This window comes from Streptomyces sp. NBC_01439, assembly GCF_036227605.1.
Taxonomy (GTDB): domain Bacteria; phylum Actinomycetota; class Actinomycetes; order Streptomycetales; family Streptomycetaceae; genus Streptomyces.
Genome location: NZ_CP109487.1, coordinates 6745938 through 6761132, shown reverse-complemented (window position 1 = coordinate 6761132; position 15195 = coordinate 6745938). Strand labels below are relative to the sequence as shown.

At 72.3% G+C, this 15195-nt stretch carries 12 protein-coding genes and 1 riboswitch; of the genes, 3 read left to right on the top strand and 9 right to left on the bottom strand.

The window, feature by feature from the left end:
• The first annotated feature begins 204 nt into the window (after positions 1–204).
• A complete protein-coding gene (locus OG207_RS30640) occupies positions 205–2001 on the top strand; it encodes an AMP-dependent synthetase/ligase (protein WP_329102825.1) in 1797 nt (598 codons plus the stop codon).
• An 18-nt stretch (positions 2002–2019) separates the two neighbouring features.
• On the opposite strand, the gene OG207_RS30635 is transcribed toward OG207_RS30640, so the two are convergent.
• The 7 genes from OG207_RS30635 to OG207_RS30605 all read right to left on the bottom strand — a co-directional run bounded on the left by OG207_RS30635 (position 2020) and on the right by OG207_RS30605 (position 10381).
• A complete protein-coding gene (locus OG207_RS30635) occupies positions 2020–3636 on the bottom strand; it encodes a GMC oxidoreductase (protein WP_329102823.1) in 1617 nt (538 codons plus the stop codon).
• Between the two features lie 155 nt (positions 3637–3791).
• Positions 3792–4934: a glycosyltransferase family 4 protein gene (locus OG207_RS30630; RefSeq protein ID WP_329102821.1), complete on the bottom strand. Its 1143-nt coding sequence runs from the start codon at positions 4932–4934 to the stop codon at positions 3792–3794.
• Between the two features lie 23 nt (positions 4935–4957).
• Complete coding sequence (locus OG207_RS30625) at positions 4958–6073, bottom strand: hypothetical protein (protein WP_329102819.1); 1116 nt, start codon at positions 6071–6073, stop codon at positions 4958–4960.
• An 82-nt stretch (positions 6074–6155) separates the two neighbouring features.
• Positions 6156–7214 (bottom strand): C40 family peptidase, encoded by a 1059-nt coding sequence (locus tag OG207_RS30620; protein ID WP_329102817.1) that lies wholly within the window; start codon positions 7212–7214, stop codon positions 6156–6158.
• Positions 7215–7454: 240 nt separating this feature from the next.
• Positions 7455–8483, bottom strand: a complete 1029-nt coding sequence (locus OG207_RS30615) for a C40 family peptidase (RefSeq protein WP_329102815.1) — start codon at positions 8481–8483, stop codon at positions 7455–7457.
• A gap of 253 nt (positions 8484–8736) precedes the next feature.
• On the bottom strand, positions 8737–10101 hold the full coding sequence (locus OG207_RS30610; protein WP_329108001.1) for an NYN domain-containing protein: 1365 nt from the start codon (positions 10099–10101) through the stop codon (positions 8737–8739).
• Between the two features lie 40 nt (positions 10102–10141).
• Entirely contained in the window at positions 10142–10381 is a 240-nt protein-coding gene (locus OG207_RS30605; RefSeq protein ID WP_008738811.1) for a hypothetical protein, read from the bottom strand.
• Positions 10382–10505: 124 nt separating this feature from the next.
• Here OG207_RS30605 and OG207_RS30600 point away from each other — a divergent pair, with 124 nt between their 5' ends.
• A complete protein-coding gene (locus tag OG207_RS30600; RefSeq protein ID WP_329102813.1) occupies positions 10506–11240 on the top strand; it encodes a rhomboid family intramembrane serine protease in 735 nt (244 codons plus the stop codon).
• Positions 11237–11518 carry an Lrp/AsnC ligand binding domain-containing protein gene (locus tag OG207_RS30595; RefSeq protein WP_214949914.1) on the top strand — a complete coding sequence of 94 codons (282 nt, stop codon included), beginning with the start codon at positions 11237–11239 and terminating at the stop codon, positions 11516–11518. Before OG207_RS30600 ends, OG207_RS30595 begins: the two co-directional genes overlap by 4 nt.
• 784 nt (positions 11519–12302) lie before the next feature.
• On the opposite strand, the gene OG207_RS30590 is transcribed toward OG207_RS30595, so the two are convergent.
• Positions 12303–13691, bottom strand: coding sequence for an aminotransferase class V-fold PLP-dependent enzyme (locus OG207_RS30590; protein WP_329102809.1), 1389 nt, complete (start codon positions 13689–13691; stop codon positions 12303–12305).
• Positions 13692–13913: 222 nt separating this feature from the next.
• A riboswitch (SAM riboswitch) is annotated at positions 13914–14030 on the bottom strand.
• A gap of 91 nt (positions 14031–14121) precedes the next feature.
• Entirely contained in the window at positions 14122–15186 is a 1065-nt protein-coding gene (gene trpD, locus OG207_RS30585) for an anthranilate phosphoribosyltransferase (protein WP_329102806.1), read from the bottom strand.
• Positions 15187–15195: the final 9 nt, after the last annotated feature.

Genomic DNA, 15195 nt, shown 5'->3' with positions numbered 1-15195 from the left:
GGGGTGGGAGAGGTGGCCGGACCTGCGGTTACTTCCGAGTCGCAGGTGGGGTCGACTACTGTCGGCACGTTGGGGCGAGGCGGGGTAAGTACAGAATGTGACGCACGGAACATCTGGCCGGTTCCCCCTATCGGGAACCCACTACCGGTGGGTAACGTCCGGTCGGTCCACATGGTGGCGATGGCGCCCAGAGGAGCAGCAGTCTTGCGCGAGTTCAGCCTTCCGGCCCTGTACGAGGTCCCGTCGGACGGGAACCTGACGGATCTCATCCGCCGCAACGCCGCTCAGCATCCAGACACCGCCGTCATGAGCCGCAAGGTCGACGGCCGGTGGCAGGACGTGACCGCGACGGAGTTCCTCGCCGAGGTCCGGGCCGCGGCCAAGGGCCTCATGGCGGCCGGCGTCCGGCCCGGCGACCGGGTCGCCCTCATCTCCCGCACCCGGTACGAGTGGGTGCTGTTCGACTTCGCGATCTGGAGCGCGGGCGGCGTCACCGTCCCCGTGTACGAGACCAGCTCCCCCGAGCAGGTCCAGTGGATCCTCGGTGACTCCGGCGCCGTCGCCGTCATCGTGGAGAGCCCGGCGCACAGCGCGGCCGTGGCCTCGCTGCGCGACCGGCTGCCGGAGCTGCGCGAGGTCTGGGAGATCGAGCAGGGCGCGCTGGAGGCGCTGAAGGCCGCCGGCGCGGAGGTCTCCGACGCCGAGGTCGAGGAGCGCAGCAGCCTCGCGGGCGCCGACGACCCGGCCACCATCGTCTACACCTCGGGCACCACCGGCCGCCCCAAGGGCTGTGTGCTGACCCACCGCAACTTCTTCGCCGAGTGCGGCAACGCGGTGGAGCGCCTGAGCCCGCTGTTCAAGACCGGCGAGTGCTCGGTGCTGCTGTTCCTGCCGGCCGCGCACGTCTTCGGGCGCCTGGTGGAGGTGGCGGCCGTCCTGGCGCCGATCCGCCTGGGCTGCGTACCGGACATCAAGAACCTCACCGACGAGCTGCAGTCCTTCCGCCCCACGCTGATCCTCGGCGTCCCCCGGGTCTTCGAGAAGGTCTACAACTCGGCGCGCGCCAAGGCGCAGGCCGATGGCAAGGGGAAGATCTTCGACGCGGCGGCCGACACGGCCATCGCCTACAGCCGCGCGCTGGACAACCCGCGCGGCCCGTCGTTCGGGCTGAAGCTCAAGCACAAGATCTTCTCGAAGCTGGTCTACAGCAAGCTGCACGCGGTCCTCGGCGGGCGCGGCGAGTACGCGATCTCCGGCGGCGCGCCGCTGGGCGAGCGGCTCGGCCACTTCTTCCGCGGCATCGGCTTCACGGTCCTGGAGGGCTACGGCCTGACCGAGTCCTGTGCCGCGACCACCTTCAACCCGTGGGACAAGCAGAAGATCGGTACGGTCGGCCAGCCCATGCCGGGCTCCGTGGTGCGCATCGCGGACGACGGCGAGGTGCTGCTGCACGGCGAGCAGATCTTCACGGGGTACTGGAACAACGAGGCGGCGACCGCCGAGGCGCTGACCGACGGCTGGTTCCACACCGGCGACGTCGGCACCCTCGACGAGGACGGCTACCTCACGATCACGGGCCGCAAGAAGGAGATCATCGTCACGGCGGGCGGCAAGAACGTGGCCCCCGCGGTGATCGAGGACCGGATCCGGGCGCACGCGCTGGTCGCCGAGTGCATGGTGGTCGGCGACGCGAGGCCGTTCGTGGCCGCGCTGGTCACCATCGACGAGGAGTTCCTCGGCCGTTGGGCGGCGGAGAACGGCAAGCCCGCCGGGGTCACGGCGGCGGACCTGCGCGAGGACGCGGACCTCATCGCCGCCGTCCAGAAGGCGATCGACGACGGCAACGCGGCGGTCTCCAAGGCGGAATCGGTGCGGAAATTCCGCATTCTGCCCTCCCAGTTCACGGAGGAGTCGGGTCACATCACGCCGTCGCTGAAGCTGAAGCGCAATGTGGTGGCGAAGGACTACGCGGACGAGATCGAGGCGCTGTACCGCGGCTAGGCCGCGGCCGGTCGGCGGCTAGCGGGGGTCCTCGGCGAGGATCCGGGTCATGTTCCGCTCCGCGAGGGCGGTGATGGTCACGAACGGGTTCACGCCGAGCGATCCGGGGATCAGGGAGCCGTCGACCACGTACAGCCCCTGGTACCCCTTGGCCCGCCCGTACCCGTCGGTGGCGTCCCCGAGGACGCAGCCGCCGAGCGGGTGGTAGGTGAAGTCGTCGGCGAAGGCCTTGTTGCCGCCGAAGAGGTCGTACCGGTACATCGTGAAGTTCCGCCAGTTGATGCGGTCGAAGAGGTTCTTAGCCGCGTTGACCGAGGGCGTGTTCTGGTCCCGCCGCCAGTTGAGGCGGGCCGAGTCGGTGGCGGCGTCGTAGGTGAAGTGCCCGCGCTCCCGGTTCTTGGTGATGGCCAGGTACATCGAGATCCAGTGCTCGATGCCCATGGGGAGCGGGGCGATCTCGGCGAAGACCGGGTTCGCGGCGTTGTCCCAGTCGTCGATGCCCATCGCGGGCATGGTGGCCTGGTTGCAGCCGACCGTGTCCCACAGGTGGTTGGCGCGGGCGGTCATGACGTTGCCGTTGGGGCCCCAGCCGAGCCCGACCTTGTCGTTGAGCGCGGGCAGCGTCCCCCGCTCGCGGGCCCGTAGCAGGATCTCGGTGGTCCCCAGGCTCCCGGCCCCGAGGAAGAGCTGTTTGCAGCCGAGTTCGCGGACCTGGGTGACCCGTCCGGTGACATCGCTGGTCCGTACCGTCAGGACGTACCCCCCGGCCGGGTCGGGCCGTACGCCGACCACGCGCTGCATGGTCTCGATGGTGACGTGGCCGGTGCCGATGGCGGCGGCGAGGTAGGTCTTGTCGACGCTCTTCTTGCCGTGGTTGTTGCCGTAGATGACCTCGCCGGCCAGGGCCGAGCGGGGGGCGGTGCCGGCCGCCTCGCGCTTCATGTGCTCGAAGTCGTAGACGTTGGGGACGAAGACGGTCTTCAGGCCGGTGTTCTGGGCGTGCTTGCGGGAGATCCGGGCGAAGCGGTACCACTCGGTGGATTCGAACCAGGCCGGGTCGATGTCGTTGACCCCGAGCATGGCGCGGGCGCGGGGGTAGTAGGTGCCGTACATCTCGTCGGCGTCGACCTGGGGCAGCACCTCGGAGAAGTACGAGCGGCGGGGCGTCGGGGCCATGCCTCCGTTGACGAGCGATCCGCCGCCGACCCCCCGGCCGACGTAGACGGACATGTCGCCGTAGTTCACGCGGTCGAGGACGCCGGGGTAGGGGCTGATGTCCCGGTTGACCACGTCGAGCCAGAGGAACTGGGCGAGCGGGGCCTCGGTGCGGTTGCGGAACCACATGGAGCGCTGGTCGGGCGCGGAGGTGGAGGGGAAGACCTTGCCGTCGGCCCCAAGGGTGTCCCAGAGCCGGCCCATCTCCAGCACGACGGTGCGTACGCCCGCCTGCCCGAGCCGCAGGGCGGCGACGGCGGAGCCGTAGCCGGAGCCGACGACGATGGCGGGGGCGTACTGGGCGGCGGCGGGCTCCACGGCCGCGGCGGAGGCCGCCCCGATCCGGGTGAAGCCGAGCGCGGCGGCGGTCGAGAGGGCGCCGAGTCCCAGTAGTTGACGGCGCGTCAGGTTGGATGTCATGGCCGCATCATGGGCGGAATCCGGCCGTCCGCCCAGACGCGGTATTGACAGACATCTGAGGAACAGTCAGGCGTGGCTACGCAGCCGGTCAGGTGCGGCTCCGCTGGTCGGGGGTCCGGGAGCAGAGCCCCCGGCAGCGGCGCCGCACCCGGCGATCAGAGCAGCTCGCGCAGCCGTTCCGCCAGGAGGTCCCAGCGCCAGCGGTCCTCGACCCACGCACGGCCGGCCGCGCCCATCCGCGCGCGCAGTTCGGGATCCTTCAGCAGGGTGACGATCCGGTCCGCCGCGTCCTCGGGGGATCCGCCCCGTACGACCCAGCCCGTTTCGCCGTCCAGCACGGCGTCCGGCGCCCCGCCGGAGTCGCCCGCGATCACCGGCAGGCCCGTCGCCGAGGCCTCCAGGTAGACGATGCCGAGCCCCTCCACGTCCAGCCCGCCCCGGCGGGTCCGGCACGGCATGGCGAAGACGTCGCCCGCGCCGTAGTGGGCCGCGAGTTCCGACCACGGGACGGCACCGGTGAAGACGACGGAGTCCGAGACCCCGGTGGAGACGGCCAGCTCCCGCAGGTCCGCCTCGTAGGGCCCGCCGCCCACGATCAGCAGCACCGCGTCCGGCACCGCCGCCAGGATCTGCGGCATCGCCTCGATCAGCGTGTCCTGCCCCTTGCGCGGCACCAGCCGGGAGACGCACACGACCACCGGCCGGTCCGTCAGCCCGAGCCGGGCCCGGACCTCCGCCCCGCCCGATCCGGGGTGGAAGGTCTTCTCGTCCACCCCCGGCGGGAGTTGCACCATCCGGGCCGCCGCCCGGTCCGTCACCGCCGAGGCGATCCGCGAGCGCGTGTACTCCCCCAGGTAGGTCAGCGTGTCGGTGCCCTCGCCGATCCGGCGCAGCAACTGCCGCGCGGCCGGCAGCTGGGCCCAGCCCGCCTCGTGCCCGTGGGTCGTCGCCACGATCCGCCGCGCACCCGCCCGCCGCAGCGCCGGGCCCATCAGCCCGAGCGGGGCCGCCGCCCCGAACCACACGGACTCGCATCCGTGTTCGCGCAGCAGGCCCACCGCCCGCCGCGTCACTCGCGGGGTCGGCAGCAGCATCGTCGTACGGTCGCGGACCACCTGGAACGGCTGCTCCGCGTCGAAGGCCGCGGTGGCCTCGCGGCCCTCCGCGCTGTGCTTCCAGGTGGAGGCGTAGACGACGATCCGGTCGGGATCCAGCCGTAGCGCCATGTTGTGCAGGAAGGCCTGGATGCCGCCCGGTCGCGGCGGGAAGTCGTTGGTCACGATCAGCGTCTTGTGCATCGCTGCCAACGTACCGGACGCCCTCAGCGGAACTCCGCGCGCAGGGCCTCCTGCCAGTCCTCCGTCAAAGCGTCCGGGTCCACTCCGAGGGCGCCCCGAACCGCCACCGGCCACGGTTCGCGCCCCGCCCGCCCGTACAGGTCCACGAGCGCCGCCTCGCCCCATCGGTCCGCGATCAGCCGGCAGGCCAGCCAGGCGCCCTCGTACGCCCGGGCCAGCGCCTCCGGGTCGCCGCCGAAGGCGAAGTCCTCCGCCCGGGGCAGCTCGCCGGGCACCTCGCCCCGCCGCAGGGCCCGGGCCAGCGCAGGAGCGGCCCGCTCCGGGGTGGCCGCGGTGCCGCGGTAGCCGGCCCAGTCCGCGAAGCCCTCGGAGAGCCACAGCGGGGTGGTGGCGGTGGTCGCCGCCCGAGTGGCCACATGGGTGACCTCGTGGGTCAGGATGACCCCGCGGCCCGCCGGGCTGAGCTCGGCCCACCCCTGCGGGTTCACGACGACCCGGTCGGCGGGGGCGGGGGCCGCGCCCACCCGGCCCGTCGTGACGGCCCCCATGCCCCGGTACTCGGCCGCCGGGCGGCCCAGCAGCTCCGCCATCCGCTCCAGGGATCCGGGGACCAGCACCACGGCCCGGCCCGCCCAGAGCTCCGGCCAGGCGGCGCTCACCGCGGGCACCGCCCGGTCGGCCTCCGCCGCGATCGCGGACAACGTCCCCGCATCCTGCCCGACGCCCAGCACCAGCGAGCGCGACCCGCGGACCACCGCCACCGGGCCCTGGTCCCACAGCTGCGGCAACGCGCCCGGCGCGGCCCGGTCCCCGGTGACGTGCCACCGCCCGCCGTCCCGGGTCAGGCGCACCTCGCGCGCCGACCCGGCGGCGGCCGCGTCGTAGCCGGTGAGCCGGTAGTGCAGCTCCGCCCGGACGGTGGCTCCGGCACCGTCCCGCCGGACCTCGGAGACCTCGTACGCCCAGCCCTCCAGCGGGATCCCGGCGAGCCCCGCGGGCGGCGTCCTCGACCAGTCGGCAACCGCCTCCCGGACGTCCCGCTCCGCGGCGTCCCGAGGGGCGGGCGCGCCGCACCCGGCGAGCAGCACGCTCAGCAGGAGCGGCAGCACGCGTACGGGGCACCGGCGGACGGGGAACATCCGACGATCGTACGCACGGGTGCGCTCGGGGGTGCCCTGCCGATCGGGCCGGGCCTGACCGGCGCTACTTTGACGACAGGGCCTAGGGCCGGGTCACCGAGGAGATCGGCATCATCCCCACGGGGTCGTAGCGGACCCGGGCCCCGGGGTAGGGGGCGTGCACCACCTGGCCGTTGCCGACGTACATGCCGACGTGGCTGGCGTCCGAGCGGTACGTCACCAGGTCGCCCGGGCGGGCCTGCGACAGCGGCACCTGCCGGCCCGCGTGCCGCTGGGCCTGCGAGGTGCGCGGCAGCGAGACCCCGGCCTGCCGGTACGACCAGACCATCAGCCCGGAGCAGTCGAAGCTGCTGGGCCCGGTGGAACCCCACACGTACGGCCGGCCGACCGCGGCCCGGGCCGCCATCACGGCGGCCGCGGCGCGTCCGGAGGAGGGTCCGAAAGAGGACAGCTCGGGCAACCCCTCGGGGCGGCCCGCGGAGCGCGAGGAGCGTTCGTAGTCGGCCCGCTCCCCGGAGGGCATGGCGTTGAGCAGGCGCCGGGCGGCCGCGAGCTTCGCGGTGACGGCGCTCTTGTGCCGGGCCACGTCGGAGCGCAGGGCGTCGAGTTCGGCGAGTTTGCGGGAGGCCTCCCGGCGCTCCTGGCCGAGTTCGCGCTGCTCCTCGCGGAGTTCGTCGAGCTGGCGGGCCTGGCGGCTGGTCAGCCGGTCGAGGGCCGCGGCGCGCTCGAGGTACCCGTCGGGATCCTCCGACAGCATCAGGCCGACGGCGGGGTCGATGCCGCCGCCGCGGTACTGGGCCCCGGCGAAGGAGCCGAGGACGCCCCGCAGGGTGTTGATGCGCTCCTGGCCGCGGGCCACCGCGTCCTGGGCCCGGTTGACCTCGACGCGGAGCCGGTCGGCCTTCTCGCCCGCCTCGTTGAAGCGCTCGGTGGCCTGCTCGGCCTCCTCGAAGAGGCGGTCGACCTGGGCGCTGATGCCGGTTCTCGCCCCGCCGCCGGGTTCGTACGGGAGGCCGGCGGCCGCGTTCGCGGGTACGCCCGTCATGGCGACCGCGGCGGTGGCCGCGGCGGCGGCGGTGAGGACGGTGATCTTCGTGTTCCGGTCGAGGCTGCCGAGCCCGGCCCGGCGATGGGACGCCACGTGAAACCGCTCCCTTCCGCTGTGCGGGGCCCGGGTCCGCCCTCCGTGGACGGCCGTGTACCGGGTTCCGCGCTGGCAGACAGTAGCGGCGCGACCACGCACCGACCAACGACCGTCGGCGGGCACACATGCCGACGCCCCGCAGGAGACGCAGGTCACCGGCGGGGCGTGTGGTCAGAGGGGGGCCGCGGAATTCGCCCGGATGGGCGGCGTACGGCCCGTCCCGGACCGCGGAGCGGATCAGCCGACCCGGACGCCGAACTGGAACGGCATGTTGTCCATGGACTCGTACTTGATGCCGCTGCGCGGGTTCGAGGCGTGCAGCGTCATGTTGTTGCCGGCGTAGAGGCCGACGTGGTGCAGGTCGCCGTAGAAGAAGACCAGGTCACCGGGCTGGAGCTGGCTGCGGCCGATGCGGGTGCCGTCGTTCACCTGGGTGAAGGTGGTGCGGCTGATGTTGACGCCGGCCTGCTTGTAGGCCCACTGCGTCAGCCCGGAGCAGTCGTAGACGGTGGGGCCGGTACCGCCGGACTGGTAGGTGAAGCCCAGCTTCGTCTTGGCGGCTTCGAGGGCGGCTCCGGCACGACCGGAGGCCTTGACGTTGCCGAGGTCGACGCGCTGGCTGTCGGCGCGGCTGGCGCGCGTCTCCTCGTCCTTGAGCGCCGCGCGCTCCTGCGTGGTCAGGGTGTTGAGCAGGGCCTGGGCCGCGGCGAGCTTCTCGGTGGAGACCTTCTTCTTCTCGCCGAGCTCCTTGCGGGTGGCGTCGAGGTCCGCGAGCTTGCCGGCGGCCTCCTGGCGCTGCTGCGCGAGGGTCCGCTGCTTGTCCTGGATCCGCTGGACCCCCTCGACCTGCTTGGCGCTCAGGTGCTCCAGGGAGGAGGCCTTGTCGAGGTAGCCGTCAGGGTCCTCGGAGAGGAGGAGCGCGAGGGAGGGGTCGATGCCGCCGCTGCGGTACTGGGCGCTGGCCATCGAACCGAGCGTGCTGCGGAGGTCGTTGAGCTCGCCCTGGCCGCGCGCGACCTGGTCCTGCAGCTGGCTTATCTCCTTCTCCAGCTTGTCCTGGCGCTCCTTGGCCCCGTTGAACTTCTCGGTGGCCTGCTCCGCCTCTTCGTAGAGCGCGTCGACCTGGCTCTTGACCTCGTCCTTGCTCGGCTTCGCCGGCGCGGCGGAGGCGCTCTGCGCGGTGAGGGCGACGGCTGCGGCCGCGACCGAGGTGAGCACGGTCACACGAGCGCGGTTCGGCTGCTTGGGTCGACGGTGGGACGCCACGAAGGCGATCTCCTTCTTCCTGGGAGCCGCCGAAGAACGCAACTCGGCAGCACCTCCGCCGCCACCCCGAATGAGTGATCTACCGCACGAAGGTTTGAGCAGACCCTAGTGACCCATCTGTGATCAGTTCAAATCCTGTCGAGAAAAAACTCACCCCTCGACCAGGTTCTTTACCCACAGCGCACGCTCCGTGCAGGTCACTTGACGGTCCGTCCTCCGCGAGTCCCCTCAATTCGGGCATTCCGGCGAGGAGTTACGAAACGCGCGAAAGCCGCTTCAGCAACAATGCGGACGCCACGGGCCGCGCACCCGCCTTGGCCACCCCGTCGGCGACCTCCCGGTCCGTGGAGACCACGACCACCGGCCGGCCGGGCGGCTCCGCACGCACCAACTGGCGGATCAGCTCGTCCGCCGTCACCCCGGCCTTGGAGAACAGCACCCGCACCCCGCGCGGCGGCGCAAGCAGCACCGGGGCCGCCAGTTCCGCCCCGTCGAAGACACAGGTCATCTCCGCACCCGTCTGCGCGGCCAACATGGACAAACCACCCAGGAGCCGCAGCCGCTGCTTCTCCAGCGGCATCGTCGGATAGCCCGTCTTGGTCACGTTGTAACCGTCGACCACCAGATGCGCCTGGGGCAGCGCCAACAACTGGTCCAGCAGGGCCGGATCGGTCTCCGAGAGGGCCCGCGCCGCAATGTCCTTCGGCGTCATCCGGCCCGGCTCCACCGCCTCCACCGTGTCGGCCGGCCGCGTCGAGACCGGCGGCAGGGCCAGCTCCCGGCGCAGCCCCTGGGCCGCGTCCAACACGGTGTCCAGCAGCAGCCTCAGCCGCATGTCCTCGATGCTGCGCCCCTCGCGCGTGGCCCGGCGCGAGGTCTCCAACGCCGCTTCCACCTCCGCGAGACGGGCCTTGAGCCGGCGGGTCTCGCTCTCGGCCGCGGCCACCCGGGCAGCCGCGTCACCGCGGATCCCGTCGATCTCCGCATTCACCTTGCGCAGGGCAGCGTCACCCCGCTTGACGTCGCTGAGGGCGCTCCGCAGCTTGCGCTGAAGCGATTCCGCTTCCTTGCGGGCCGCGTCCAGCTCGACCCGAACCTGCTCCCCGCCCGTGCGCTGGAGGTCCCGCGCGTGGGTCAGCTCCTCGCGCAACCTCTCCAGCTCGCGCCGGGTCTCCTCGCCGACCCGCTCGGCGTCGGCGCGCTGCGCCTCCTCGCCCGCGGCGGCCACCAGCTTGACCCAACCGGCCGGCCGCAGGACGAAGGCGGCCGCCGCCACGTCCAGCGGATCCGCGGCGGCCGGGGGCGCGCCGGCCTCCAGCGCCGCGGCCAGATCTGCCTGCGCCTCGCGCAACTTCTCGGCGACCCGGCTGCGGAACACGGCGTCGGTCTCGACCGCCGCGGCCATGGCATTGCCGGCGAACTTGGCGCGCCGGGTCGGGGTGAACCGGGCGTACTGACGCAGCTGCGCCGGGAGGTCCGCGACCGTCAGTGCGCCGAAGGCGTCCGAGACGAGCGCGACGACCCGGCGCCGCACGCCTTCCGGCAGCGGGTGGTCGAGCGCCTCGGCGGCGTCGCCGGCCGCGTCGGCCGGCTCAGCGCCGCTTGCTGGCTCCACAATCCGTCACCCCTACCGTGATCTTCCTGTGGGTGCGTCTCCGTCAGGAGTCCGCGCCCGGCCTGTCCACGAGCTCGATCTGGTCCACCGCGTTGCACCAGCGGCAGCGGACCGACTCGATGGTCTCATTGACCACCTCGCGCTCCTCGACCTTGGGCTCCCCGGCGAGGTCCAGGTGGACGTACTCCACGACCTTCGACGAACGGGTCACGTCGAAGCGCGTGAGATTGCCGCACAGGGTGCAGCGCCACCGGGTGGTGTCGGTCGGCAGGGGAACCGTCATCAGGCCGCTCTCTCCTTCGTAGCTGATTCAATTAAAGCCGCCCGCGCCGCCGTATGCGTCGTCCTACGGACCGCAGCTCGTAACCCTACGGCCTGCCACCGCTTCAGGTGGGTCCCCTTACGTCATGCTCTGTCACATGATCGTAAAGTGGCGGGCCGTTCGCGAGGCCGCCCGGGGACCGGTGGTCACCCATGCGCTGATCGCGGGCTGCGCCGTGGCGTTCGTACTCGGACCGGCCTCGGGACTCAACCCGGCCTACGGGACGGGGGAAGAGCTGCTGGCCGCCGGGACGGCCCACTTCCGGCGCTGGGGCGTGGTCCCGGACGAGCTCTTCACGGACGGCCCGCGCGCCTGGCTGACCCCGCTGACCGCGCTGTTCGTCCACGGCAGCTGGCTCCACCTGCTCGGAAACATGCTCTTCCTCTACGTCTTTGGCGCAATGGCGGAGGAACGGATGGGCCGCCCGGCGTTCCTCGTCTTCTACCTCTGTGCGGGGTACCTGGCGATGGCGGCGTACGCGGCGGCCAACGCGGGCTCCCCGCAGACGCTGATCGGGGCCTCCGGTGCCATCTCGGCGGTGCTGGGCGCCTTCCTCTTCCTGCTCCCGCGCGCGCGGGTGACGAGCCTGTTCCCGTTCCTCTTCTTCCTGCCGCTGCGGTTCCCGGCGTGGATGGTGCTGCTCTTCTGGTTCGCCCTCCAATGGCTGGCGGCGCAGCGCGCGGAGAGCGGCCCCGGGGTGGCCTACCTCGCCCACCTGGTGGGCTTCTCGCTCGGCTTCCTCTACGCGTGGGCCCGCTACCGGGGTACGACTAGAGTGAGTCGACCAGCGACGGCCACCGAGGGAGACAGCCAGCCGTGATCACCGCGATCGTGCTCATCAAGACCAGCGTGGACCGGATCCCCGAGATCGCCGAGGCCATCGCCGCCCTCGAGAACGTCAGCGAGGTCTACTCCGTCACGGGGACGTACGACCTGATCGCGCTGGTCCGCGTGGCCCGCCACGAGAACCTGGCGGACATCATCCCCGGCCGCATCAGCAAGATCCCGGGCGTCGAGGCGACGGACACCCACGTGGCCTTCCGCACGTACTCCCAGCACGACCTGGAAGCGGCGTTCGCCATCGGCCTGGACGCGTAGCGCCTCCGGCGCGGTCTGCGGTCCGGTCCGGCCGGATCCCCACCGGGCCGTTGCCCTGCGGGCCTGCTCGGTGGTGTCCGGCGGGTCCGGATCCTCGCCGGGCGCTGCCCGGACCCGCGCCGTTGCCCTGCGGGCTGCTTGGTCGTGTTGCTGCCGTCTGCCGGGCGCTGCCCGGACCCGCGCCTCAAACGCCGGCGGGGCTGAATGAGCGGGCCCGCGCCTCGGCGGGTGGGCGGGCTTGTCGGCACGGGTCGGTCCGGGGGGCCGTGGTGGGGTGTCTCCTCGGCTCGGCGCGTGCGGGCATGTCTCGGCTGTGCCCGGTGGTAGCGCCTCGTCCTGCGGGGACACCCCACCACGTCCCCCCTCCCCTCAGCAGCACAACCCCACAGGGAAGCCCCCACTCACCCGTTGACAGTGCAGGCCCACCGGGAAAGGGGTCAGTCACCCGTTGGCGGTGCCGGTTCATGGGGAGGTGGGGGGACAAGGTTGGGCTGTCGAAGCCCTACCGTGGGGCGGGGACACGGCGGAGTGTCCCCGCAGGACGAGCGCGCAACCCAGGCCGAACGGCAGAACCACGGCCGCCTGGCGCGAGCCGAGGAGACACTTCGGCGGGGCACCGCCCCACACCACCCAGCCCCGCCGGCGATTGAGGCGAACCACCTCGGCACGAGGCAACGTGCCACCGAACCGCAAAACCGCCGAGCCCCCCGCAGGGGACCCGGCGAACCACCTCGGCACGACGCAACGTGCCACCGAACCGCAAAACCGCCGAGCCGACCGCCGGTCATACCGCCGGGACGCAGCGGCCTTCCTCCGTGCGGTACTGCCACTTGGCGCCGTCCGCCACGAGTTCCTTCACCGCGCCGACGAAGCGCTCCACGTGCTCGTCGGGGGTGCCGGCGCCGAAGCTGACGCGGATCGCGTTCAGCGAGCGCTCGCCCGGCGCCGCCTCCGGGGCTCCGCATTCGCCCTGGGCCTGCGGCTCGCTGCCGAGCAGGGTGCGGACCAGCGGGTGGGCGCAGAACAGGCCGTCACGTACGCCGATCCCGTACTCGGCGGACAGCGCGGCGGCGAAGTGAGAGCTGTTCCAGCCGTCCACCACGAAGGAGATGACGCCGACCCGCGGGGCGTCGTCCCCGAAGAGGGAGAGGATCCGGACCGCGGGGACCTCCGCCAGGCCCTCCCGGACCTTCTCGATGAGGTGCTGCTCGCGGGCGACGAGGTTCCCGAAGCCGGCCTCGGTCAGGGCCTTGCAGGCCGAGGCGATGGAGTAGACGCCGATGACGTTCGGGGAGCCGGCCTCGTGGCGGGCCGCGGTGGTGTGCCACTCGACGTCCACGCCGCCGTCCTCGCGCCGGGCCACCGTGCGGGAGGCTCCGCCGCCCGCGAGGTAGGGGTCGGCCTGCTGGAGCCAATCGGCGCGCCCGGCGAGCACGCCCGAGCCGAAGGGCGCGTAGAGCTTGTGCCCGGAGAAGGCGACCCAGTCGACGTCCAGCTCCTGTACAGAGACGGGGTGGTGCGGGGCCAGTTGGGCGGCGTCCAGCACGATGCGCGCGCCGTGGGCGTGCGCGGCGGCGGCGAGTTCCTTGACCGGCCACAGTTCTCCGGTGACGTTGGAGGCTCCGGTGACGCAGACCAGGGCCGGGCCGTAGGGGTCGCGGTCGGCCAGCGCCCGCTCCAGGGTGGCGACGGCCTCGGCCGGGGTGCGCGGCGCGTTGAGGTAGGTGACCTGGGCGTTGGTCCACGGCAGCAGCGAGGCGTGGTGCTCGGACTCGAAGACGAACACCTGGCAGTCGGCGGGGAGCACGGCGGCGAGCAGGTTCAGCGAGTCGGTGGTGGACCGGGTGAAGACGACCTGGTCGGTGGGGCGGCAGTCGAGGAACTCGGCGACGGTGACCCGGCTCTGCTCGAAGAGGTCGGTGGAGAGCTGCGAGAGGTACCCGGCGCCGCGGTGCACGCTGCCGTAGTACGGGGCGTACGCGGCCACGTCGTCCCAGACGCGCTGCAGGGCGGGGGCGCTGGCCGCGTAGTCGAGGGCCGCGTAGGTGACCTCGCCGCCGGTGACGAGGGGGACGGTGACGTCCCGGCCGAGGACCGCGAGCGGCTCGGCACAGGCGGGGTCGACGGTGGCTGCGGTGGCGGTGGCGACGGCGGCGTTCAGGGATGCGGACATGGCGGTATCTCCCGGCAGGCAGGGCTGAATGGCTTCGGTGTGCCCGTACGCGGGTAGGGCGCTGCGGCCGTCCGGGGTACGGGAGGGTCCTCGGATCGCACGGGGCGGGGGTACGCGGAAGTGACCCTGGTCCGAGGGTGAAGTGGGGGCGGAGTCGCCCTATCGCATTCGCTTGCTCACGGAAAAAGCTCCTCGAGAAGACCAGGACCCCTGGTGTCGAGGGATCCGCGCTTGCCATAGGCCTTGTTGCCTACGACCTGGTCATCACCCGGGGCACCCCGCCACGGAAGGAGGGTTGCCGGACAGCAAGCCGGGGCCTAAACGCTGTCACTCGTGACCTGGTGTGCATCCTGCCACATGATCGCGGGTACGCAAGACCCCGGTCCGCATGGTGGACCGGGGTCATCGTTTTCGCGTCGTTCCCGCGCGCCTAGACGTTGCTGGCCGTCACCCAGCGTTCCAGGGCGGCCCGGGCCGCACCCGAGTCGATGGACTCCGCCGCGCGGGTGATTCCGGCCGCGATCTGCTCCTCCAGGGTGCCCGGACCGGGGTCGAGGGCCACCAGGGCCGCCGCCGAGTTCAGCAGGACGGCGTCGCGGACCGGGCCGGTCTCGCCGGCCAGCAGGCGGCGGGCCACGTCCGCGTTGTACGAGGGGTCCCCGCCGGCCAGGGCGGAGACGTCGACCAGGGAGATGCCCACGTCACGGGGGTCGAAGGCCTGCTCGGAGACCTTGCCGTCGCGGACCCACCAGACGCGCGAGGTCGACGTCGTGGTCAGTTCGTCCAAGCCGTCGTCACCGCGGAAGACCAGCGCGGACGAGCCCCGCTCGGCGAGCACGCCCGCGATGATCGGGGCCATCCGGGGGTCGGCCACGCCGGTCGCCTGGGCGCGCACCCGGGCCGGGTTGGTCAGCGGGCCCAGCGCGTTGAAGAAGGTCCGGATGCCCAGTTCCTTGCGGGCCGCGGCCACGTGGCGCAGTGCGGGGTGGAACTTCACGGCGAAGCAGAAGGTGATGCCGGCCTCTTCGGCGACCTCCACGACCCGTTCCCGGCTCAGGTGGAGGTTCACCCCGAGCTTCTCCAGGACGTCCGAGGAGCCGCTCGCGGAGGACGCGGCCCGGTTGCCGTGCTTGACGACCTTGGCGCCGGTCCCGGCCACGACGACGGCCGACATCGTGGAGATGTTCACCGTTTTGGCCCCGTCGCCGCCGGTGCCGACGATGTCCACCGTGCGGCCCGGCACCTCGATCAGGTTGGCGTGCGCGTACATAGCCCGTACGAGGCCGTTGATCTCCTCGACCGTCTCTCCCTTGGCCCGCAGCGCGACCGTGAAGCCGGCGATCTGGGCGTCGGTGGCCTCCCCCCGCATGATCCGGTCCATGGCCCAGGCGGTGTCCTCCGCGCGCAGGTCCTGGCCGGTCAACAGGGCGTCGAGAACGCCCGGCCAGCCACGGGCCGCCACGCTGTCGCCGCCTGCCGGGGTCGCAACGTTCATGGTCCGCTC

What these genes read in the sequence shown, in the direction of transcription:
- OG207_RS30605 (WP_008738811.1), bottom strand. Translation starts at nt 10,381, where the DNA reads ATGACGGTTCCCCTGCCGACCGACACCACCCGGTGGCGCTGCACCCTG.
- OG207_RS30630 (WP_329102821.1), bottom strand. Translation starts at nt 4,934, where the DNA reads ATGCACAAGACGCTGATCGTGACCAACGACTTCCCGCCGCGACCGGGC.
- OG207_RS30600 (WP_329102813.1), top strand. Translation starts at nt 10,506, where the DNA reads ATGCTCTGTCACATGATCGTAAAGTGGCGGGCCGTTCGCGAGGCCGCC.
- trpD (WP_329102806.1), bottom strand. Translation starts at nt 15,186, where the DNA reads ATGAACGTTGCGACCCCGGCAGGCGGCGACAGCGTGGCGGCCCGTGGC.
- OG207_RS30590 (WP_329102809.1), bottom strand. Translation starts at nt 13,691, where the DNA reads ATGTCCGCATCCCTGAACGCCGCCGTCGCCACCGCCACCGCAGCCACC.
- OG207_RS30635 (WP_329102823.1), bottom strand. Translation starts at nt 3,636, where the DNA reads ATGACATCCAACCTGACGCGCCGTCAACTACTGGGACTCGGCGCCCTC.
- OG207_RS30625 (WP_329102819.1), bottom strand. Translation starts at nt 6,073, where the DNA reads ATGTTCCCCGTCCGCCGGTGCCCCGTACGCGTGCTGCCGCTCCTGCTG.